This window comes from Alistipes sp. Marseille-P5061, from assembly GCF_900290115.1.
GTDB classification, from domain to species: Bacteria; Bacteroidota; Bacteroidia; order Bacteroidales; family Rikenellaceae; genus Alistipes; species Alistipes excrementigallinarum.
On the sequence record NZ_LT985750.1, the window covers coordinates 494,986 to 515,979 of the forward strand.

At 63.0% G+C, this 20,994-nt stretch carries 21 protein-coding genes and 1 tRNA gene; 7 read left to right on the forward strand and 15 right to left on the reverse strand.

The features are described from left to right. Positions 1–251: 251 nt before the first annotated feature. The 5 genes from rny to ftsY form a co-directional block, all read right to left on the reverse strand. Positions 252–1,799 (reverse strand): ribonuclease Y, encoded by a 1,548-nt coding sequence (gene rny / locus C8267_RS09060; RefSeq protein ID WP_087360201.1) that lies wholly within the window; start codon positions 1,797–1,799, stop codon positions 252–254. 498 nt (positions 1,800–2,297) lie between these two features. After that, positions 2,298–2,603 carry a cell division protein ZapA gene (locus tag C8267_RS09065; protein ID WP_087360204.1) on the reverse strand — a complete coding sequence of 102 codons (306 nt, stop codon included), beginning with the start codon at positions 2,601–2,603 and terminating at the stop codon, positions 2,298–2,300. Positions 2,604–2,606: 3 nt separating this feature from the next. After that, on the reverse strand, positions 2,607–2,990 hold the full coding sequence (locus tag C8267_RS09070; RefSeq protein WP_317046026.1) for a hypothetical protein: 384 nt from the start codon (positions 2,988–2,990) through the stop codon (positions 2,607–2,609). Between the two features lie 5 nt (positions 2,991–2,995). Next, positions 2,996–4,294, reverse strand: a complete 1,299-nt coding sequence (gene rimO, locus C8267_RS09075) for a 30S ribosomal protein S12 methylthiotransferase RimO (RefSeq protein ID WP_087360210.1) — start codon at positions 4,292–4,294, stop codon at positions 2,996–2,998. A 49-nt stretch (positions 4,295–4,343) separates the two neighbouring features. Continuing rightward, a complete protein-coding gene (gene ftsY / locus C8267_RS09080; protein ID WP_087360213.1) occupies positions 4,344–5,357 on the reverse strand; it encodes a signal recognition particle-docking protein FtsY in 1,014 nt (337 codons plus the stop codon). 153 nt (positions 5,358–5,510) lie between these two features. Between ftsY and C8267_RS09085 the strand changes: the two genes are divergently transcribed. Next, entirely contained in the window at positions 5,511–6,557 is a 1,047-nt protein-coding gene (locus tag C8267_RS09085) for a hypothetical protein (RefSeq protein ID WP_106634394.1), read from the forward strand. A gap of 105 nt (positions 6,558–6,662) precedes the next feature. Here the strand turns inward: C8267_RS09085 and C8267_RS09090 are convergent, their stop codons facing one another. The 8 genes from C8267_RS09090 to C8267_RS09125 form a co-directional block, all read right to left on the reverse strand. Next, entirely contained in the window at positions 6,663–7,751 is a 1,089-nt protein-coding gene (locus C8267_RS09090; protein WP_087360219.1) for a trypsin-like peptidase domain-containing protein, read from the reverse strand. Further along, a complete protein-coding gene (locus C8267_RS09095) occupies positions 7,748–9,124 on the reverse strand; it encodes a hypothetical protein (RefSeq protein WP_106634395.1) in 1,377 nt (458 codons plus the stop codon). Before C8267_RS09095 ends, C8267_RS09090 begins: the two co-directional genes overlap by 4 nt. 138 nt (positions 9,125–9,262) lie before the next feature. Further along, the gene (locus tag C8267_RS09100) at positions 9,263–9,421 is read right to left on the reverse strand and encodes a DUF4295 domain-containing protein (RefSeq protein WP_106634396.1); all 159 of its coding nucleotides are present in this window, start codon (positions 9,419–9,421) and stop codon (positions 9,263–9,265) included. Positions 9,422–9,434: 13 nt separating this feature from the next. Next, on the reverse strand, positions 9,435–9,617 hold the full coding sequence (gene rpmG / locus C8267_RS09105; RefSeq protein WP_087263103.1) for a 50S ribosomal protein L33: 183 nt from the start codon (positions 9,615–9,617) through the stop codon (positions 9,435–9,437). Positions 9,618–9,633: 16 nt separating this feature from the next. Next, positions 9,634–9,867: a 50S ribosomal protein L28 gene (gene rpmB / locus C8267_RS09110; protein ID WP_087360228.1), complete on the reverse strand. Its 234-nt coding sequence runs from the start codon at positions 9,865–9,867 to the stop codon at positions 9,634–9,636. A 139-nt stretch (positions 9,868–10,006) separates the two neighbouring features. After that, positions 10,007–11,290 (reverse strand): competence/damage-inducible protein A, encoded by a 1,284-nt coding sequence (locus C8267_RS09115; RefSeq protein ID WP_106634397.1) that lies wholly within the window; start codon positions 11,288–11,290, stop codon positions 10,007–10,009. A gap of 9 nt (positions 11,291–11,299) precedes the next feature. Beyond that, entirely contained in the window at positions 11,300–12,355 is a 1,056-nt protein-coding gene (locus C8267_RS09120; RefSeq protein WP_106634435.1) for a quinone-dependent dihydroorotate dehydrogenase, read from the reverse strand. 64 nt (positions 12,356–12,419) lie between these two features. Continuing rightward, positions 12,420–13,415, reverse strand: coding sequence for a 4-phosphoerythronate dehydrogenase (locus C8267_RS09125; protein WP_106634436.1), 996 nt, complete (start codon positions 13,413–13,415; stop codon positions 12,420–12,422). A gap of 90 nt (positions 13,416–13,505) precedes the next feature. Between C8267_RS09125 and C8267_RS09130 the strand changes: the two genes are divergently transcribed. From C8267_RS09130 to C8267_RS09145, 4 genes are all read left to right on the forward strand, one after another. Then, positions 13,506–14,555 (forward strand): agmatinase family protein, encoded by a 1,050-nt coding sequence (locus C8267_RS09130; RefSeq protein ID WP_106634398.1) that lies wholly within the window; start codon positions 13,506–13,508, stop codon positions 14,553–14,555. A 182-nt stretch (positions 14,556–14,737) separates the two neighbouring features. Then, positions 14,738–16,126, forward strand: coding sequence for a Na+/H+ antiporter NhaA (gene nhaA, locus C8267_RS09135; protein ID WP_087360237.1), 1,389 nt, complete (start codon positions 14,738–14,740; stop codon positions 16,124–16,126). A gap of 56 nt (positions 16,127–16,182) precedes the next feature. Continuing rightward, positions 16,183–16,893: an FKBP-type peptidyl-prolyl cis-trans isomerase gene (locus C8267_RS09140; protein WP_087360240.1), complete on the forward strand. Its 711-nt coding sequence runs from the start codon at positions 16,183–16,185 to the stop codon at positions 16,891–16,893. Positions 16,894–16,977: 84 nt separating this feature from the next. Next, positions 16,978–18,105: an FKBP-type peptidyl-prolyl cis-trans isomerase N-terminal domain-containing protein gene (locus C8267_RS09145; protein ID WP_106634399.1), complete on the forward strand. Its 1,128-nt coding sequence runs from the start codon at positions 16,978–16,980 to the stop codon at positions 18,103–18,105. Between the two features lie 310 nt (positions 18,106–18,415). Here the strand turns inward: C8267_RS09145 and C8267_RS09150 are convergent, their stop codons facing one another. Together C8267_RS09150 and C8267_RS09155 are read right to left on the reverse strand one after the other, a co-directional pair. Next, on the reverse strand, positions 18,416–18,787 hold the full coding sequence (locus tag C8267_RS09150) for a DUF3127 domain-containing protein (protein WP_106634400.1): 372 nt from the start codon (positions 18,785–18,787) through the stop codon (positions 18,416–18,418). A 243-nt stretch (positions 18,788–19,030) separates the two neighbouring features. Then, a tRNA-Ile gene (locus tag C8267_RS09155) sits at positions 19,031–19,104 on the reverse strand. Between the two features lie 308 nt (positions 19,105–19,412). On the opposite strand from C8267_RS09155, the gene C8267_RS09160 reads away from it, so the two are divergent. Beyond that, positions 19,413–19,682, forward strand: coding sequence for a type B 50S ribosomal protein L31 (locus C8267_RS09160; protein ID WP_087263064.1), 270 nt, complete (start codon positions 19,413–19,415; stop codon positions 19,680–19,682). A 268-nt stretch (positions 19,683–19,950) separates the two neighbouring features. Then, positions 19,951–20,811 (forward strand): Cbp1 family collagen-binding glycoprotein adhesin, encoded by an 861-nt coding sequence (locus C8267_RS09165; RefSeq protein WP_087360252.1) that lies wholly within the window; start codon positions 19,951–19,953, stop codon positions 20,809–20,811. Positions 20,812–20,994 lie beyond the last annotated feature (183 nt).

A 20,994-nucleotide genomic window follows, 5' to 3' on the forward strand; every position in this document is an offset into this window, starting at 1 on the left:
GCGGCTTCTGCTCCGCTTTTTTGGCGTTTGGGACGGTCGCGCCTTCGTATTCCAATAGATAAAAAGAGCCTCCGACACGCGCGCGTGTCGGAGGCTCTTTTCGTTGGCTCTTCCCGGGAGGATTTCATGCAGCCGGTTTCGGCGCATCCTTCGAGCCGCCGTTCGTACGGCCCGGTATGGAACGGCCCGGACGCCCTTCCGGCCTGTCGGGCAATTCCGTATCGCCCCTCCCTTGGGCGGCCGCCGGGTCGCTACTTGGCGTAGGAGACGGCGCGCGTTTCGCGGATGACCGTAATCTTGACCTGGCCCGGGTAGGTCATCTCGTCCTGAATCTTCTTGGCGATGTCGTGCGAGAGGCTCTCAGACTCCTGGTCCGAGAGCTTGTCGGCGCCGACGATGACGCGCAGCTCGCGACCCGCCTGGATGGCGTAGGTCTTCATCACGCCGGGGTACGACAGCGCGATGTCCTCCATCTCCTTCAGACGCTTGATGTAGCTCTCGACCACTTCGCGGCGGGCTCCCGGACGGGCTCCCGAGATGGCGTCGCAGACCTGGATGATGGGGGCGATGAGCGAGGTCATCTCAATCTCGTCGTGGTGGGCGCCGATGGCGTTGCATACCTCGGGCTTCTCCTTGTACTTCTCGGCCAGCTTCATGCCGATGATTGCGTGGGGCAGTTCGGGCTCGTCGTCGGGCACCTTGCCGATGTCGTGCAGCAGACCGGCGCGGCGGGCCAGCTTGGGATTGAGGCCCAGTTCGGCAGCCATGATGCCTGCCAGGTTGGCCGTTTCACGGGCGTGCTGGAGCAGGTTCTGGCCGTAGGACGAACGGTATTTCATCTTGCCAATCATGCGAATCAGCTCGGGATGCAGGCCGTGGATGCCCAGGTCGATGGTCGTGCGCTTGCCCACCTCGACAATCTCCTCCTCGATTTGCTTCTGGACCTTGGCCACCACCTCCTCGATACGGGCGGGGTGGATGCGGCCGTCGGTGACCAGCTGGTGGAGCGCCAGACGGGCAATCTCGCGGCGCACGGGGTCGAAGCCGCTCAGGATGATGGCTTCGGGGGTGTCGTCGACGATAATCTCGATGCCCGTGGCGGCCTCGAGTGCGCGGATGTTGCGCCCCTCGCGGCCGATGATGCGGCCCTTGACCTCGTCGCTCTCGATGTTGAAGACCGTGACGGCGTTCTCGATGGCCGTTTCGGTCGCCACGCGCTGAATCGAGGCGATGATGATGCGCTTGGCCTCCTTCGTGGCGGTGAGCTTCGCCTCTTCGACCGTTTCGTTGATGTAGGCGGCCGCCTCGCTCTTGGCCTCGGCCTTCATGTTCTCGATGAGGATGTTCTTGGCATCCTCGGAGCTCATGCCCGAAATCTGTTCGAGGCGCACGTTCTGTTCGCGCTTGATTTGTTCGAGCTCCTCACGCTTGTGGTCGAGGAGCTGGAGCTGGTTCTGCAGCTGCTCCTTGAGGCGGTCGTTCTCGCGGCACTTGTTCTCCGCTTCGCGCTGCTGGTTCTGCAGGTTGGCCTCGAGCTGCTTGGCCCGCTGCTCGCTCTGGGCGAGCTTCTGGTTGCGCTCGTTTACCTGGCGGTCGTGCTCGCTCTTGAGCTGTATGAACTTCTCCTTGGCCTGGAGAATACGCTCCTTCTTGAGCATCTCTCCCTCGGCTTCGGCCTCCTTCACGGCGGCCTCGCAACGTTTCTTTATGGTGTTTTTCGTTACGAAGTTGGTGATGGCTATGTAGATGCCAACGGCAACGAGGGCGGAGATGCAGGCAGTCAAAATGATGGTTGTCATCTCTCTGTGTTTATAATTAGGTTAATTGTGGTCATAAAAAAACCGCATAGAGTTCCTTGTCTCGTTTGACGAATCTGCCGATAAGTCAAGTGTGGGGGCTCCGGGAATCGCAATCTTCCAACGGCATGCCGATGCATGCACCCCGAAGGGTTAAGGCCTGATTTTGAAGCACCGACGAGTTGCCCCAATGTAAAAAGTGTTCAGTTTCGCAAAGCTTAAGGAATCTATGCGGGTAGATTTTCCTCCGAATATGTAAAAGAACGGTTTTCTATCTTGTGTTCGCTTGTCGTCTTGTGTCTTGTCGTCCGGTGGCTCTTGCCCCTCCGGCCGTTATCTTCAGCTCTTCCTTCCGGCCCCTTTTCGGCTCCCTTCCTTGATCCTCTTCCTTGATCCTCTTCCTTGGCCCTCTTCCTTGGTCCGCTTCCTCGGCCCTTTTCTTCGATTCACTCCCTCGGTCCCTTTCTGTGGTCCGGAGGCTCTTTCGTTGCGGCCCCGGGGTCAGCGTTCGGGCTCCAGAGCGTTGAGGTAGCGGTCGAGCTCGTTGTCGAGCGCCGTCAGCCGCTTGAGGTCTTCATCGCCCACTTCGCGGCTCTGCTTCAGGTCGAGCAGCGCAATGGCGAACTTGAGCGCCGCCATCCCCAGGTAGTCCTGGTCGGTCCAGCCCTGGAAGTTGTTCTGCTTGATGGAGGCTACGTACTGGTTGACCTCCTTCTCGGCAAGCCGGTACAACTCCTCCTTCTCGCTCTCGATTTTGAACGAGTAGCTTTTGCCTGCCAGTTTGAGCTTTATTGCCTGCTGTGCCATCGGTTATTTCGTTGCCTGCCGCTCTTCGGCGCCCGTTTCGGGTTGTCGGAGCAGGGCGATGCACTTGTCTACCTCCCGCATAAGACGGTTTACGCGTGCCCGCGCCTTCTCTCTGCCGCCATCCCCTCCGGCCAGACCCTCCGCAAGCTGCGCCCGCGCCAACTCGGCATCGAGCGCGCGGATGCGCTCTTTCAGCGCACGGTTCTCGGCCTTCAGCGCGTCCCGCTCCGCGGTCAGCTCCCGGTTGAGCCGCACGGCGTCGCGGTGCTCGCCCATGAGCTGTCTGACACGGGCTTCTATGTTTACTATCACGCTCTTGTCGGCCATGGTCGTCGGAATGGATGACTTTCGCAATTCAAAGGTATGCAAAAGAACGGGAAAAAGCAAATTTTTTATGCCTCCGCGCGCTCGCCGTAGAGGTCGTATTCGGCTGCCGAGACGATGCGTACGGGGTAGAAGTGCCCCCGCAGCATGCGGCCCCCGGCGGCCGGAATCAGAATCTCCTGGTCCACCTCGGGCGAGTCGTACTGCGAGCGTCCGACGTAGTAGTCGCCCTGGCGCGAGTCAATGATGACGCGGCCGGTGCGGCCCACGCGGCGGAGGTTGTTCTCGAGCGATATTTCGCGCTGGAGCGTCATGATGCGCTCGACGCGCTGCTGCTTGACCTCGTCGGGGACGTCGTCCCTGAGCTCGAGCGCCGAGTAGGTCCCCTCCTCCTCGGAGTAGGCGAAGACGCCGAGCCGCTCGAAGCGGATGTCGCGCACGAACTGCAGCAGCTCCTCGAAATCCTCCTCCGTCTCGCCGGGGTAGCCCACCAGCAGCGTCGTGCGCAGCGCGATGTCGGGAATGCGCGTGCGCAGCCTGCGGATGAGCTCGTAGGCCTCGGCCTTGGTGTGGTGGCGCTTCATGGCCGTGAGCTGGCGGTCGGAGATGTGCTGGAAGGGGATGTCGAGGTATTTGCAGATTTTCGGCTCGCTGGCCATCACCTCGATGACCTCCTCGGGGAAGCCCGTGGGGTAGGCGTAGTGGAGCCGTATCCACTCGAGCCCCTCGATGCGGCAGAGTTCGCGGAGCAACTCGGCCAGCCGGCGGCGGCCGTAGAGGTCGATGCCGTAGTAGGTCGTGTCCTGGGCGATGACCATCAGCTCCTTCACGCCTCCGGCGGCGAGCTTGCGCGCCTCCTCCAGCAGCTGCTCCATCGGCACCGAGACGTGCGGGCCGCGGATGAGCGGAATGGCGCAGTAGCCGCAGCGCCAGTTGCACCCCTCCGAAATCTTGAGGTAGGCGTAGTGGCGCGGCGTGGTCAGGTGACGCTCGGTGGCCAGCTCCTCCCCCTCGGGGGCGCCCAGCGCGCGGGCGATGCCCGTCCAGTCGCGGGCGCCGAAGAAGTCGTCGACCTCGGGCAGCTCGGCCCGCAGCTCGTCGGCGTAGCGCTCCGAGAGGCAGCCGATGACGAAGAGCCGCTCGATTTTGCCCGCCTTCTTGGCCGCCGCCGCACGGAGTATCATGTCGACGGACTCCTGCTTGGCGTCGCCGATGAATCCGCAGGTGTTGATGACCACGACCTTGGCGTCGGTCCGGTCGCTGTCGAAGACCACTTCGTAGCCCGCCGCCTCGAGGCGGGCCATCAGATGTTCGCTGTCCACCGTATTTTTCGAACAGCCGAGCGTGATGACGTTGATTTTGCGCATCGTTGTTTCTCTCGTATTGAGGTTTGCATGCCGGCGTGCCGGCCGGGCGCTATTTTGCGGGTGCGCCCTGCTTCCCGTCGCCGAACAGCGCGTCGACGAACTCGCGGCGGTCGAAGATGCGCAGCTGGTCGATGCCCTCGCCGATGCCGATGTAGCGCACCGGGATGCGGAACTGGTCGCTGATGCCGATGACCACGCCCCCCTTGGCCGTGCCGTCGAGCTTGGTGATGGCCAGCGAGGTGACCTTCGTCGCCTGGGTGAACTGCTTGGCCTGCTCAAAGGCGTTCTGTCCCGTCGAGCCGTCGAGCACGAGCATCACCTCGTGCGGCGCGTCGGGGATGACCTTCGACATGACGTTGCGGATTTTCGTCAGCTCGTTCATCAGGCCGATTTTGTTGTGCAGACGGCCCGCCGTGTCGATGAGCACCACGTCGGCGCCGTTGGCCTTGGCCGACTTGAGCGTATCGAAGGCCACCGAGGCGGGGTCGGAGCCCATCTCCTGGCGAATCATCGTCGCCCCGGCGCGCTCGGCCCAGACGGCCAGCTGGTCGATGGCCGCGGCGCGGAAGGTGTCCGCCGCGCCGATGTAGACTTTGCGTCCCATGCGGGTGAGCTGGGCGGCCAGCTTGCCGATGGTGGTGGTCTTGCCCGCGCCGTTGACGCCGACGACCATCACCACGTAGGGCTCGCCCTCGCGCACGTCGAGGCCGAAGTTCTCGGCCGAGCCCACCGACTGTTCGAGCAGGTCGGCAATCTCCTCGCGCAGAATCTTCTGCAGCTCCGAGGCGTTCATGTATTTGTCGCGCGCCACGCGCTTCTCGATGCGGTCGATGATTTTGACGGTCGTCTCCACCCCCACGTCGGAGGTGATGAGCACCTCCTCCAGGTTGTCGAGCACCTCCGAGTCGATGGTCGAGCGTCCGGCCACGGCGCGCGCCAGCTTCGAAAAGAGGCCCGTCTTGGTCTTCTCGAGTCCGGCGGTGAGCTCCTCGCGCTGCTGTTCAGCCTGCTCGGGAGCGGCTTCGGCGGACTGTTTCTTCTTGAAAATGTCGAAAAATCCCATTCTGTAGATGTTTTGTGCAAAGATAATACCCTGCGCGCGCAAAACCAAACAAATGCCGGTCGAGAGGGCCCGCTTTTTCGGTCGGGAAGGCGGCCCGGGCGGCGAGGTTTGCGAAAAAACGCTATCTTTGTCAGAAACAACCATTCGCAAACGATGAAACGTGCACTCATCTGCCTGGTGGCGCTGCTCTTCGGAGGGCTCTCGCTGGCCGGGGCGCAGGACCTGCTGGTCCGTCGCGACGGACAGCGGCTGAAGGTCCTCGTCACGGAGATTTCACCCGAAACGGTGCGCTACAAGCGCTTCACGAACCCCGACGGTCCGACCTACGTGCTGCCCGTCGGCGAGGTCAGCTACATCGAATATCCCAACGGCGAGCGGGATGAATTTGCCCCGACCCCAACTCCGGCTCCGGTTGCTCCGGCTGCCCCGACACCGGACTCTGCCCCGACACCGGACTCCGCTCCGACGTCCGCCCCGGTCACGGTGCCTGCTCCGGTCCCGGCTCCGATTTCTACACCGGTCGCTCCTGCTACCCCGACTCCGGCTCCCGTTCCGGCTGCGCCGGCGGATGGCCCGCAGCCGGAGCCGCAGTTGCAACCGGAGCCTCAGCCGCAACCACAGCCGGAGCAGACCTCCGGCGTGCGCACGGTGCGCAGCTACCGGCCGAGTGACTACTATGAAGTGGACGGTGTCGTGGGCGTCGTATGCGCCGTGACGGAGGACGGGCTGCACGGTTTGGTGCTCTCGCTCGACGAGCTCTTCCTGCCGTGGTGCCTGCTGCACAAGGAGCGGCTGCAGACGGTGGGGGCCGATTCGCGCGATGACGGGCGAAAAAACATGGAGGCTGTGGCCCGGGTCATCGAACGCGACGGGCTTGCGTGGTCCGACTTCCCGGCCTTCGAGTGGTGCCACCGCAAGGGCGAGGGGTGGTATCTGCCCGCCATCGACGAGCTGCTCACCTTGGGGCACAACTACAACGGCGGCTCGCGCATGCGGCTCGACCGCGACGCCCGCGAGCGCTTCAACACCACGCTGCGGGAGCACGGCGGGCGGAAGCTCGACCGCTCCATCTACTACCTCTCGTCGACCGAGATTGATGCCCGCCGGGTATGGATGAACCATCTGGGGCTCGAACCGCCCTATTTGAACGAAATCCAGAAGGGTACGAAGTACCTCGTGCGGGCGGTCCACCGCTTCTGATGCGGCTGCGGCGGCCTGGTCTGCATGATGCGACGGAGGTCGGCACACCCCGAAGGTGTGCCGACCTCCTGTTTTTCAGCGTATCGGTCCTCGACCTGCTTCGATTCAGTTCTGCTCCTCGCGCCGGGCGTATTCCGAGAAGTCGCAGCCGTAGTTCTCGTGGAGGTAGTCGTCCAGCTCGTCGGCCTTGAGGGCCAGCCCCGTCAGTTCGCGGCCGATGCGCGGCGCCTCGTCCGAGAAGATGTCGGTCAGGTGGACCCGGTAGGCGATGTAAATCTGGTTCTCCTCGAGCCCCAGCTTGTAGGGGGCCACGTCGGCCGAGAGCAGGTAGGTGAGCACCGGTTCAAGGTCGCGTTTGGGCAGGATGTTGATGGGCGAGGTGCAGAAGAGGTAGGAGTCCTCGTAGACGAAGAGTCGGATTTCGGAGCTCCCCTTGTGGAAGCGCCACGACTCCTGTCCGATGCGGGCCAGCACGGGGTCGACCCCCATTGCGGCAATCGCCTTTTCGCAGAACTGCGCCAGGTCGGTGAGCCCCCGCTCGCGGAAGACCCCCTCGGGCAGCCGCACGCCGCAGCTGGGGCAGTACTCCTCCTCGCCGGCGATGAACTCGTCGCAGCCGGGGCACTGCACTCGGTAGGTCGTCGCGTCGAGTTCGCCCGTGCGCTCGAGCATCGGGCGGAGGGCATCGACCGGGATGCCGAAGCCCATGTTGTCGGCATCGGTGAGCTTGCTCACCGTGATGGCGATGACCTCGTTGCGGAGGTTGAGCATCGGGCCGCCGCTGTTGCCGGGGTTGACCGCCGCGTCGGTCTGGATGTAGTGGCTCCCATCCATCAGCTGGTCGGGCGAGGAGATGCTCCCCTCGGTGAGGGTGAAGGGCATGCCGAAGGGGTAGCCCGCCACGCGGATTTTGTCGCCGATGAGGGGCTCCTCTGTGGCGAGGGTCAGCTCGGGCAGCGTCGAGAAGTCCCCCTCGGCGGCCAGCAGCGCAATGTCGCGGGCCGGGTTGGCCAGCACGACGTGGGCCCGCCACGCGCGGCGGTCGTTGTCCTGCAGGGCGACCGTGTGGAACCCCTCGATGACGTGGTAGTTGGTCACGAAGAGGTTGTGGCGCTTCAGGTAGAAGCAGCTTCCCGAACCGCCGGCATGGTTGACCTTCAGCACGGCGGCATAGAGCGAATTGCGGTCAGTCATCGTTCGGTCTGTTTAGGGTCGGGGCGCTCCGCGGCGCCGGCGGCGTCCGGGGCTTCCGTTCCGTGGATGCGTTGTTTCATGTAGCGCTCCAGAAAACCGCTCTGGAGCAGGACGCCGGTCATGGCTTCGCGCTGCAGCGGCGTGGGCTCTCCGGCGCCGGCCCCCGTGTCGGGCGCCTCCGATGCGGACGCCTCGCCCGACGGGGTCGTTTCGCCGGCCGAGGCCTTCGCCGACGGGTCGTCGTCGCCATCCTCCTCTTCGCCGAAGTCGCCCTCCATGATGCACTCCATGGCGTCGTTGAGCAGCGGCGCGGCCTCCTCGAGCGGCCGCGAGGCGCTTTGGGCAAGCGCCTGCGAGATGACGGCGTCGACCTGCTCAGGCACGTCGCTGTTGTAGTACATCTCATAGAACTTGTAGACGGTCGAGAGGCAGCAGACGGCGTAATCCTTGCGTTCGAGCGCTTCGGCGCACCGTGCGGCGCTCTCCGAGAAGGCGTCCTGGATGCTCTTGAGTGTGGCGCGGCTCTTCTCGGGAATGAAGGTCTCGATGCGGTAGAGCCCCTCGGCGAGCTCCTCGTCGCTCATGGCGCCGAGCGTGCGGGCGAACGAGCAGCCGCGCGAGACCACCTCCGGAAGGGGAATGTCCTCGCGGTCGAGTTCGTGGATGGCGCGGTCGAGCTGGTTGAGCAGCTGCCCCTGCGGCCGGGCGAGGTAGCAGATGCGCAGCAGCGTCGTGGCGATGATGTTCCATGCGTAGCCGTAGTTGCGCTCGTTCTGGAAGGCGGCGGCTTCGCGCAGCCCCTCGTCGCAGGCGGCGCGAATTGCGTCGCAGAGGCGGGCGACCATCTCCGCGTCGTAGCGCTCGATGCGGGGCTCGCAGATGCGGCGGGCGTGGAACTTGGTGACGAACTCGTCGTCGTAGCGGTCGCCCGTGTGGCAGATGTCGCGCAGCACGTAGTAGATTTTGGCGGGGTGGACGAGCGTCATCGGGCACTCGTATTCGAAGTAGAGGCGCTCGCCGCGCAGTACAATCCGCGGCAGGTCCATGCCGCAGATGTTGAGCACGGCGGCCTGGCGCAGCAGCGGGATGCGCCCCTTCCCGGGCAGTTCGAGGAAGGGGGCCTCGATGCGCAGCCGCCCGCCGTCGGTGCGGATGCGGACCACGATGGAGCCGTGGGGAATCTCGAATGCGGTGGCATCGGCGTTGCCGTAGCGCGTGCGCAGCCCCTTGCCGATGAAGTCGAGCAGCGCGAGGAACGAGTCGCGGTAGCGTTTCTCGTTGAAGGCCTCCAGACTGCGGTCAAAGGCGTCGGGGTCGAGGCGGCTGGCCGTCGAGGGGATGACCGAGGGGGTGAATGTGAGGGTCTGTTTCATGGCAGTGTCGTGTGAGCGGACCCCGCTCTTTTCCCAAATATAGCGATTTTTTGCGAGAAGATGCCGCCCGACCCCCTGAAAAACACAAAGGGCACCCCGTCGGGATGCCCTTTGTATTTCGGATTTCTCCGGAAATACTTATTTCTTCTCCTCGAAGAACGCCTTGATCTGGTCGTTGGCGATGATGCCCTCCTTGAACATGTAGGCACCCGTCTTCTCGGACTTGACCATCTTGATGCACTTGGTAAACTGTTTGCCCGTGCCGGTCTTCAGTGTTGCGACTACTTTCTTTGCCATAACGCTTCAATAACTATTTGATTTCACGGTGAACGGTGACACGCTTCAGGAAGGGGTTGTACTTCTTGCGCTCCAGACGCTCGGGCGTGTTCTTCTTGTTCTTGGTGGTGATGTAACGGGACATTCCCGCAACGCCGCTCTCTTTCTGTTCGGTGCACTCGAGGATGACCTGAACTCTGTTGCCTTTCTTTGCCATGTGTTACTCGGTTTTTTTAGTAGATGGTTTTGGCTGCGGCTGCCTCGCGCATTGCCACTGCAAGACCCTTCTTGTTAATCGTTTTCATGCCGGCTGCCGATACACGCAGGGTAATCCAGCGGCCCTCTTCCTCGGACCAGAAGCGCTTGGTTTTCAGATTGGGACTGAACTTGCGCTTGGTCTTGTGGTGCGAGTGGGAAACGTTGTTGCCCACAATCGCCACTTTGCCAGTGATTTCGCAAACTTTCATCTTTGTGTTTTTTTGGTTAAAATCCCCGAAAGGGAGTGCAAATATAGTCAAAATTCGAGGAATCTGCGCACAAATGTGCGGAATAATTCCTTTTGTTTTCGCAATACGTTGTTTGTCAGCGTGTTGTGTTTTGCGCCTGTCAGGCCTGTTTTTCTGCCTGCGCCTCCGTTTGAGCCGTCTGCTCCTCCTTGTCGAGCAGCTCGTGGAGCATGCCGATGGCGAAGGCCGAGGCGCGGTCGATAATCTGGCCCCGGTCCGTACCGCACTGCTTCACCACGGCGTAGGTGCCACGGGGGGTGGCCACGGCCATCCAGACCGTGCCGACCGGCTTCTGGGCCGAGCCGCCCGTCGGGCCAGCGATGCCCGTGGTGGCTACGGCGTAGTCGGCGTGGGCCAGGCGGCGCACCCCTTCGGCCATGTGGCGGGCAACCTGCTCGCTCACGGCGCCGTAGCGCTCAATCTCCTCGGCGGGAACCCCCAGCACCTCGCTCTTGGCCCGGTTGCTGTAGGAGACCACGCCGCAGAGGAAGTAGGCCGAGGCGCCCGGCATGGCCGTGAAGCGCGAGGCGATGGCGCCGCCCGTGCAGCTCTCGGCCGTGGCCAGCGTCAGGCCGCGGCGCGTGAGCGTGTGGTGGACCAGCTCCTGCATCGTCTCCGTCTCGTAGCCCACGATGTATTCGGGGATAATCTTGCGCAGCTCGTCGAACTGCCGCTCAATCTCCCGGGCCACGGTCTTGCCCTCGACCTCGTAGGCCGACAGGCGCAGCCGTACGGCGCCCGGATTGGGCAGGTAGGCCAGCTTGAGGTAGGGGGGCAGCGCCTCCTCCCACTTCTCGATGCGCTTGGCGAGCATCGACTCGGCCAGCCCCGCCGTGATGAGCGTACGGTGGACAATCTGGCGGAGCGAGAAGTGCGCCTTCAGACGCGGCATCACCTCGTCCTGCATCAGGTGCTCCATCTCGAAGGGTACGCCCGGCAGCGAGACGACCACCTTGCCGCCCCGCTCGAACCACATGCCGGGGGCCGTGCCGTGGGCGTTGAAGAGCACCGTGCAGCACTCGGGTACGAGCGCCTGGCCGCGGTTGAGTTCGTTGAAGTCGATGCCGCGCGCCTCGAGCATCCGCCGGACGTGCTCCTCGACCGTCGGGTCGACAACCAGCCGACTGTGGAACATCTCGGCGAGGGTCTTCTTCGTGATGTCGTCCTTCGTGGGGCCGAGGCCGCCCGTGAGAATCACGATGTCGGACTGGGCGAGGCTGCGCTCGAGCGTTTCGATGATTTGCCGGCGGTCGTCGCCTATCGAGCACTTCTCGTGCACGACGACACCCGCCGCGTTGAGGTATTTGGCAATGGATACCGAATTGGTGTCCACAATCTGGCCGATGAGAATCTCATCGCCGATGGTCAGGATGGTGGCTTGCATGGCTGGAAGTTATGATTGCGTCGCCTTCGCCTCGGCGTCGGCGACAAGCATTCGGCAAATCTGTTTGACGAAGCTTGGACCGTTGTAGATGTAGCCCGTGTAGATTTGCACCAGGTCGGCTCCGGCATCGAGCATCGCCTTCACCTCCTCGGGGGTCATCAGTCCGCCCACGCCGATGATGGGGTAGGTGCCGCCCGAACGCTGGTGGATGCGTCGTACGATTTCGACGGCGCGGGCCGTTAGCGGGGCGCCGCTCAGGCGTCCGTTGCCGATTTTGGCGATGGAGGCCGGGCTGGTGTGCAGCTTGCCGCGGCGGTGGGTGCCGTTGGTGGCCACGATGCCGTCGAGCGGCGTCGAGAGGAGGATGTCGGTGATTTCGTCGAGGACCTCGTCCGGCATGTCGGGCGAAATCTTCAGCATGATGGGCCGGTACTGGTTCTGGCCGCGGCGGAAGTCGAAGAGGGGGTCGAGGATGCGCAGAATCTGCTCGCGCGTGTGGCTCGTCCCCTCGTTGCAGGCGTTGTCGCAGCTGATGTTGACGGTGAAGTAGTCCGCATACTGGTAGAGGTTGCGGAAGAGCTTCAGGTAGTCCGACGGGGCGTTTTCGGGCGTCGTGCCGGTGTTCTTGCCGATGTTGCAGCCGACGATGACCTCGTCGTGGGGGCGGCGCAGATTCTCCTGGACACGCTCCAGCCCCTTGTTGCAGAGACCGACGCGGTTGATGATGGCGTTGTCCTTGGGCAGGCGGAAGACCCGCGGGCGGGGGTTGCCCGTCTGGGGCTTGGGGGTGACGGTGCCCACCTCGACGAAGCCGAAGCCCAGCGCGGCCAGCTCGCGCACCGCCTCGCCGTTGTGGTCGAAGCCGGCGGCCAGACCGACCGGGTTGCGGAACTTGCGGCCGAAGACCTCGCGCTCGAGCGCCGGATGCTCCACGGCATAGCACGTGCGCAGCAGCCAGCGTCCGCCCGGAATCCGGCCGATGATGCGCAGCAGCAGCAGAACCACGGCGTGGGCTCGTTCGATGCTGAGCGAGAAGAGAATGGGTTTTATGATTCGGCGGTATATCATGCCTCGTTTCAATATGGCCCCAAAGATAGGAAAAAAAGCCGGATGTCGTATGTTTTTCCCCTCAGAAGTATTCGCGGCGGTAGGGGTAGTGGTCGCGCAGCTGTTCGAACTCCCCGCGGTGGCCCTTCAGATAGCGGCTTTCGGCCTCGATGTCGAAGGCGTCGCGGATGGTGCGTCCGAGCTCCTCCCACGAGATGGGGCGCGGACGGGAGGGGGTAACCGACGGGGGGTACCACCCCTCGAGCGGAAGGCGGAAGGCGCGGGCTACGGCCGCGACGGCCGCCGCCGTGGCATTGGCCTTGCCCTGCTCGGTGTAGCCGGCGATGTGGGGGGTGGCCAGCAGCGCCCGGTCGAGCAGCGCGGGTGCGATGTCGGGCTCGTGCTCCCAGACATCCAGCACGAAGGGGTGGCCGCTCTCGAGCAGCGCCTGTCCGTCGACCACCTCGCCGCGCGAGGAGTTCATCACCACGGCGCCGGGCTTCATGCGCGCAAAGAGGGCGGCCGAGCCCATGCCGCGCGTCGAGGCGTCGAGCGGCGTGTGGAAGGTGAGCAGGTCGGCCTGCTCGGCCACCTGCTCGAGCGGAAGGAATCCGAGCCGTTCGCGCTCCTCGCGCGGAGGGTCGCAGCAGACCACGCGGAAGCCCCACCGGCGGGCATACTCGCTGACGAGCGACCCCACGTGTCCCACGCCGACTACGCCGAGCGTTCGTTCGGCGGGGCTCCACCCCTGCTCGCGGGAGAGGTAGTGCAGCACCGCTCCGGCCCACTGCAGTACGCCCCGCGCGTTGCAGCCGGCGGCCGTCGCCACGCCGATGCCGCGCCGGCGGCAGTACTCCAGGTCGATGTGGTCGAAGCCGATGGTTGCCGTGGCGATGAAGCCGACGCGCGAGCCGTCAAGCAGCGCCGCATTGCAGCGCGTGCGGGTACGGATAATGAGGGCGTCGGCGTCGCGGACGTCGGCGGCCGTGATGACGGCTCCGGGGAGCCGGCGCACCTTGGCCCAGGAGTCGAGGACCCCTTCGAGGAAGGGGATGGCGCTGTCGGCGATGATTTTCAGCATGGTGGTCTGTTTTGCGGTAAAAATCGGAGCAAAGTTAGATAAAAAATAAAATTTGTGTACTTTTGTTCCTTAAAACACGTTTCGTATATGGATTTGAAAGCGTTCGACCCCGATGGGGTCGGTGTGGATACGGGGACCTATTTCGGCTTCCCGTTCGAGCCCGAGGAGGCGGAGCTGGTGCTCATCTCGGCACCGTGGGACGTGACGGTCTCCTACGGCGCAGGGGCGGCCTATGCCCCCGATGCCATCATCGAGGCCTCGACGCAGCTCGACTTCCACGACCCGCTGGCCCCGGGCCAGTGGCGGCGCGGCATCGCCACGGCCGACGTGGACTATGCGCTGCAGGAGCAGTCGCAGCGGCTGCGCGCCGATGCGGCCCGCATCATCGAACACCTCGAGGAGGGGGGTGACCCCTCCGACGAGTCGGTGGTACGCAAGTTGCGTCGGGTGAACGAGGGGTGTGCCGCCATGAACGCCAACATCCGCCGGCAGGCGCGTCGCTGGCTCGAAGCCGGCAAGCTCGTGGGGCTGGTCGGCGGCGACCACTCGACCCCCTACGGTCTGTTGCGGGCGCTGGGCGAACGCCATGAAGCCTTCGGCATCCTCCACATCGATGCCCACCGCGACCTGCGCGAGGCCTACGAGGGGTTCGAGTACTCCCACGCTTCGGTGATGTACAACGTCCTGCGCGACGTGCCCCAGGTGACGCGTCTGGTGCAGGTGGCCGTGCGCGACTTCTCGGAGCGCGAGGCGCAGCTGGCCGAGCGGTCGGAGCGCGTGGTGAGCTTCGAGGACGGAGCCCTCGCGGCGGCCGGCTTCGAGGGGGTGAGCTGGGGCGAGCAGTGCCGCCGCATCGTCGAGGCGCTGCCGCAGCTCGTCTACGTGAGCTTCGACATCGACGGCCTGTCGTTCGACAACTGCCCCGATACGGGAACGCCCGTCAACGGAGGGCTCTCGTTCAACCAGGCCATCTATCTGCTCGACGTGCTGGTCCGCTCGGGCCGCCGCATCGTGGGATTCGACGTGGTGGAGGTGGTGCCCCGCACCGAGGTGCGCATCAACGCTATTACGGGGGCCCGCGTGCTCTGGAAGCTCTGCGGGCAGACCCTCAAGTCGAACCCCGCCGTGGAGCGGTAGGCTTTGCGGCGCCGGGGGGCTCCCGTGGCGGAGGCAACCGGTGTTGACCGTTGGCAAAGGGGACGTCCCGGGCTGCACCCGGCCGCGGAGCCGAAGGAGGGTGCAGAGCCGGGCGAGCGGTCGCTGCCGTTGGGCGGGCAGGTCGCAAAATCACCCGAAAACGATAAACGCAACTTTTGGATATGCGAATTTTTCTCAAATACGGATGGGTGCGCCGGCGCCATCAGCTAGGGCTGCGGGGCCGTCGTTTCATGGAGGCGCCCTGGGCGGGCGGCGTAGTGCTGCTCGTCTGCGTCGGAATTGCCATGCTGCTGGCCAACCTTCCCCTCACGGCGGAGTACTACCACCATCTGCTGCAGACCGACCTCTCGCTGGCGGTCCACAGCCCCGACGGGGTCATCGACTGGGTCTATCCGCGCGGCATGACCGTCGAGAAGCTGATTAACGACGGCCTGATGGTCATCTTCTTCTTCTCGGTCGGCCTCGAAATCAAGCGCGAAATCATCTCGGGGCAGCTCTCGACGCTCCGCAAGGCGATTCTTCCGGTGCTGGGCGCCGCCGGTGGCATGGCGGCTCCGGCGCTGATTTACCTCCTCTTCAACCACGGGGGCGTGGCGGCCAATGGCTGGGGTATCCCCACGGCCACCGACATCGCCTTCGCCATCGGCATCCTCTCGATGCTGGGGCGCCGGGTCCCCGTTTCGCTGAAGGTCTTCCTCACGGCGCTCGCCATCGCCGACGACCTGGGGGCGATTCTGGTCATCGCCTTCTTCTACGGCGAGAAGGTGCGGCTGGGCTTCCTGCTTCTGGCCGTCGCCATCATGCTCTTCGTCTACTGGATGAAGCGGCTGGGGGAGACGCGTCTGATGTACTACCTCGTGCCGGCCGTCATCGTCTGGAGCCTCTTCTACTACTCGGGCGTGCACTCGACCATCTCGGGTGTGGCGATGGCGATGCTCATCCCCGACCGGCCGCGCTACGGCCGCGCCTACTTCGTGCGCAAGATGCGGTCGCTGAGGACCGTGCTCTTCATGTCCGAGGCCTCCGGCGACGAATTCCCCAACTCGGAGCAGCGCTACTACATGAGGCAGATGCGCCACGTGGCGGCCAACTCGGTGGGGCTGAGCCACCGGCTCGAACATGCGCTGAGCCCCTACGTGACCTTCCTCATCATGCCCATCTTCGCGCTGGCCAACGCTGGCGTGCCTGTCTCGGTGGAGTACCTCGACATCTTCGCCGCCTCGCCCGATGCGGGGGCCGTGGGGCTGGGCGTCTTCTTCGGCCTGCTGGTGGGCAAGCCGCTCGGCATCTTCCTGGCCAGCTGGGGCGCCGTGAAGTCGGGGCTGGCCACCATGCCCGAGGGGGCTTCGTGGCGGATGCTGCTGGCCGTGGCCTGCCTGGGCGGAATCGGCTTCACGATGTCGCTCTTCGTCGATTCGCTCGCCTTTACCAACCTGGAACTTGTCGACCGCGGCAAAATCGCCATCCTGATGGGGTCGACGGCTGCCGCCATTCTGGGCAGCCTGCTCATCCTGCTCTTCTCGGCGCACGGAAAGCAGCGGACGGCATAGGAATGCACAACTACGACATAATATAAAGGGTGTACGCCCGTTTCGATAACGGAAAAATGAAGAAAACTTTAGTGATTGCACTGGCGGCGCTTGCTCTGGCCGCCTGCTCGAAAAACAAGGGCGGCAGCGTGAAGCTGCACAACGACCTCGACTCGGTGGCCTATGTCATCGGCATGAACGTGGGGATGAACCTGATGCGGATGGACTCGACGCTCAACGTCGAGGCCGTATGCCAGGGTATCCGCGACCACTTCCGCGGCAAGACGCGGCTGACGGCCGACGAGGCGGAGACCTTCTTCCTGAGCTATGTCAACTATGCGCTGCCCGAGAAGGCGCGCGCCTACGAGGAGCAGTTCCTCGAGGATATCCGCAAGTCGAACCGCGCCTACGCCCGGACCACTTCGGGTGTGACCTATACGGTCGAGGATGTGGGCGATGCCGAGCGTACGCCCGTCAACGAGCGCGATTCGGTGGTGTTCCGCTACCTGCTGCGCACGGCCGACGGCGAGGAGCTCTACTCCTCCTACGAGCGGGGCGATACGGTGCGCACCGAGCTGCGCGACCTGACCGAGGGCCTGAGCGAGAGCCTGAAGCTGCTGGGCGAGGGGGGCCGCATCAAGGCGTGGATGCCCTCGTCGGCCGCCTACGGAGCCGCGGGGTGCGACTCGCTGGGCGTGAAGCCCAACCAGACGCTCTACTACGAAATCGAGCTTCTGAAGGTCGACCGCTACGCCAATCGGATGCGCCGTTCGAATTTAAACCGTTAATGTGAACCGTTGTGCCGATATTTTTATAACTTTGCGCGCGGATGTAAACAGGATACAGTTGAAAAACGATAATACGTACAAATCATGAAAAAGACCATTTTTGCAGCAGCGCTTGCCGGCGCTGCGATGCTCGTTGCGTGCGGCGGAGACAAAAGCGGCGTAACGATGGGCAGCCTGTCGGAGTTCGACTCGCTGTCGTATGCTCTGGGTGCCAACATCGGCCTGGGCATGAAGTACCAGCTGCGCGACGTTCCGTTCGACTACAAGGCCCTCGACAAGGCGCTTCAGGAGAGCGCGCTGGGCAAGTCGTCGCTCAGCCACGACGATGCCATCAAGCAGCTGCAGACCTACTTCATGGAGAAACGCCCCGAGCGCATGCAGGCCATTGCCAAGGAGCGTGCCAAGGCCGACAGCATCCGTCTGGCCGGGGGCGATTCGACGAAGGTCGAGTATCCCGACGCCGACCCCTCGATGTTCGAGAGCGAGGAGGAGCGCACCGAGATTTCGTACGCCTTCGGTAACGACATCGGCTTCAACATCAAGGAGAGCAAGCTCCCCATCCAGCTGGTTTGGATTTCGGAGGCGATGCAGAACGTGCGTGACGACAACGCCAAGATGACCGAGGAAGAGGTGGGCCGCTACCTGCAGTACTACTTCATGGTAAAGCGTCCGGCCGAGAACAAGGCCGCTTCGGAGCAGTGGCTCTCCGAGATTGAGAAGAAGTCGGGCGTCCAGAAGACCGAGTCGGGCCTGCTCTACAAGGTGGAGAAGATGGGCGACGAAACGGTCATGCCCAAGGACTCGCGCGACGTGGTGAAGGTGCAGTACACGGGCCGCAAGCGCAACGGTGAGGTCTTCGACTCGTCGATTTTCGAGAACCTTCCCGCCGAGCGTCAGGAGATGCTCAAGAAGCGCAATCCGGACTCCTATGACAAGAACGTGCCCGTTGAGTTCGCGCTCAACCGTGTGATTCCCGGCTGGACCGAGGGTATGAAGCTCGTGGGCAAGGGCGGCAAAATCCATCTGTGGATTCCCTCCGACCTGGCATACGGTCCCCGCGGCATGGGTCGTGAAATCGAGGGCAACGAGGCACTCGAGTTCGAGGTGGAGCTCATCGACGTGAAGCCCTACGTGGCTCCCGCTCCGGTGGATTCGCTCAAGAACGACTCGCTCAAGATGGATGTGAAGCCCGCAGCCGTAGGGAAGAGATAACGGACGGATGAAGGTCCGGAACCCGCTGTCGGTTCCGCAAGAAGACGAGGGTCGCTCCCGTGAGGGGGCGACCCTTTTTTTGCCGGCGGCCGAACGGTTGGGAGGAAGTTGCGGAGGGACTTCGGAATTGGTCGAACGGTGCGGAAGGTGGCCTGAGGCAGGCATTGGGGAGATGTTGAACGGTGTGGAGGGTGAGCAGCGGGCGGCCTCCGGTGCCGACCGCTGCCCACGAAAAAAGCCCCGCGAAGCTGGCTTCGTCGGGGCTTTTTCGTCGTGTGTCGGTTGCGGTGCGCTGCAGATGCGCTGCGGCTCAGAAGGGGAGGTCATCCACTTCGGATGCCGGGGTCGAGGCGTAGGAGGGCTCTTTGGCAATCGGCGGCATGTCGGGCATGGGCGGCATCTCGGGTGCCTGCGCAGCCTTGGGCTGAATCCGCCAGGCGCGCACGTCGGTATACCAGCGGCCGTTGTATTCGCGCGACTCGATGTTTACCGAGACCGTGTAGGCGGCACCCTCGCGGAGCTTGGCCACCTCATCGGGCTTGTTGAAAAAGGTTACGCAGATTTTGCGCGTAAAGGAGCCTTCGTTGGCGTCGAAGACCACATCCTGACGCTGCCACTCGCCGCGTGCGGAGGTGCCCTTGGTCACGGGCATTATTTTGTAGACCGTTCCTTCGAATTCCATGGTTGGGGTTTGTTTTTTAGTGTGATGCAAAGATAGTGTAAAGTCGGGGCAAAAAAAAGCCCGCACTTCACTTTTTTCCGCCGCTTGCATCGCCGCAGGGCCGGGCCGGTTGAGGTGGGTCTCTGGTGGGGACGTGGCGGCGTCTGCGGTGGGTGCGGAGCCTTTGGGTGAGCCGTACGGTCCGGATGCGGGCGGGGGTGAAGACAAAGACAGCCGGAATCGTGTGATTCCGGCTGCCGGCGGTGGACCCAGAGGGGCATGATCCCACGACCTTCGGATTATGAGTCCGCTGCTCTAACCGACTGAGCTATGGGTCCTCGGTTTGCGGGGACAAAGATAGGAAAAATTTTCCCGAATTCCAATGCGGCGGCGGCAAAGTCTCCTTAGGGAGGGGCTGTAAGCCGGCTGCACGGGGTGCGCGTTCCGGTTCCGCGCGGGGCGGCGCCCGGATTTCTGGCTGCGCCCTCCCCGGGCGCAGGAGCCCCGGACGGAGGGGTTTTTGTCGTTGGAAAGGGCTGTGGCGGAGGAAAAATCGTCGTTTTTTTCGGGCCGGGTGTTGGATGTTGCGAATTAATTTGTACCTTTGTCGCGCTTAAGCTAATTGTTTAATACAAAAACAACGACAATGAAAAAGGGTATTCATCCGGAGAATTATCGTTTAGTGGCCTTCAAGGACATGTCCAACGACCACGTGTTTTTGTGTCGGTCCGCCGTTTCGACAAAAGAGACCATCGAGGTGAACGGCGAAACCTATCCCGTGTATAAGATGGAAATTTCCAACACGTCGCACCCGTTCTACACCGGTAAGATGAAGTTGGTTGACACCGCTGGTCGCGTCGATAAGTTTATGAGCCGCTACGCAAAACGCTACGATAAGAAGAACGCCAACAAGTAGTGCTTGTCCGACGTCCACGAAAAACCGCACTCCCTTCTGGGGGTGCGGTTTTTCGTGCTTCAGACGTCGCGGCGGGGTGCACGGTGCCCCCGTCAGGAGTTGTTCGGAGCCGGTTTCGGCGGGTGAGAAGCGGGAAAGTTCGGCTGTAGTATGGAAAATGGCCTGAAAAGAGCGTTTTTTTGGGGTGCGGGTGTATATCACACCGATTTTCTTCCTATATTTGGAGACGGCAAGCAATAACATTTTTGATGCTTAAATTGAAAAAGTTATGAGAAGATTAGTCTTTGTGATGCTGGGCGTCATCTTTGCACTTGCATCGTGCGTCAGCCGCGGTACGGCCGATAAGATTGAGGGTCAGCGCGACTCTCTGCGGACGGTGGTCAGCTCGAAGGACTCCATCATCAAGGCCGTGTTCGAGGACATCAACGCCATATCGGAGAATCTTGCCGCCATCAAGACCCGTGAAAATCTCCTCACGGTGAGCGAAAGCGACATCGAGAGCCGGAAGCGTCCGGTCGAGGAAATCAACAACGACATCGCGGCCATCGACCGCCTGCTGCAGGATAACCGCAAGAAGATAGCTTCGCTGCAGCACTCCGCCGCCCAGCTGCGCAAGGCCAACCTGCGCATCAGCGGCCTCGAGAAGATGATTGTCGACCTCAATACCCAGCTGGTGGACAAGGACGGCGAGGTGGCTCGCCTGAAGGAGGACCTCTCGAAGATGGGCATCGAGGTGGAGTCGCTCCACGAACAGGTGGCCGAGCAGACGGCCCGTGTCGACAGCCTCTCGAACGAGAAGACCGAACTTGAGAACCGCATGAGTGCCGTGCGCTACATCGTCGATTCGCAGAAGAATCTGCTCGATGCGGGCGTGGTCGAGAAGCAGGGCTTCATCGGCCGTACGCTGGTGGCCCGCGGAGATGCTCCCGCTGAGCTCTTCAACCAGGTTGACGCCCGCGAGCTGCGCGAAATCGCCATCGGACACAAGAAGGTCGAGCTGGTGACGAACCATCCGGCCGGTTCCTACGAACTGCAGACCAATGCCGACAAGGTGGTCGAAAAGCTGGTGATACTTGACCCGGAGCAGTTCTGGGGTTCTTCGAAAGTTCTGATTGTAAGCTACAAATAACCTGAGTAGGGGGCGGCCGGGGACTTTATCCCCGGCCGCATCCGTTATGGCCGTTGCTGCCGGCTCCGGCATGTACGCTGCCCGAACGGTAATTCGGTCGGGAGCCGACGTGCTTATCCGGGACGTGTCGCTCTTCCTGTGAGGTCCGGAAGGTCCGGTTCCATGACGGTCGGAAGGGGGGGG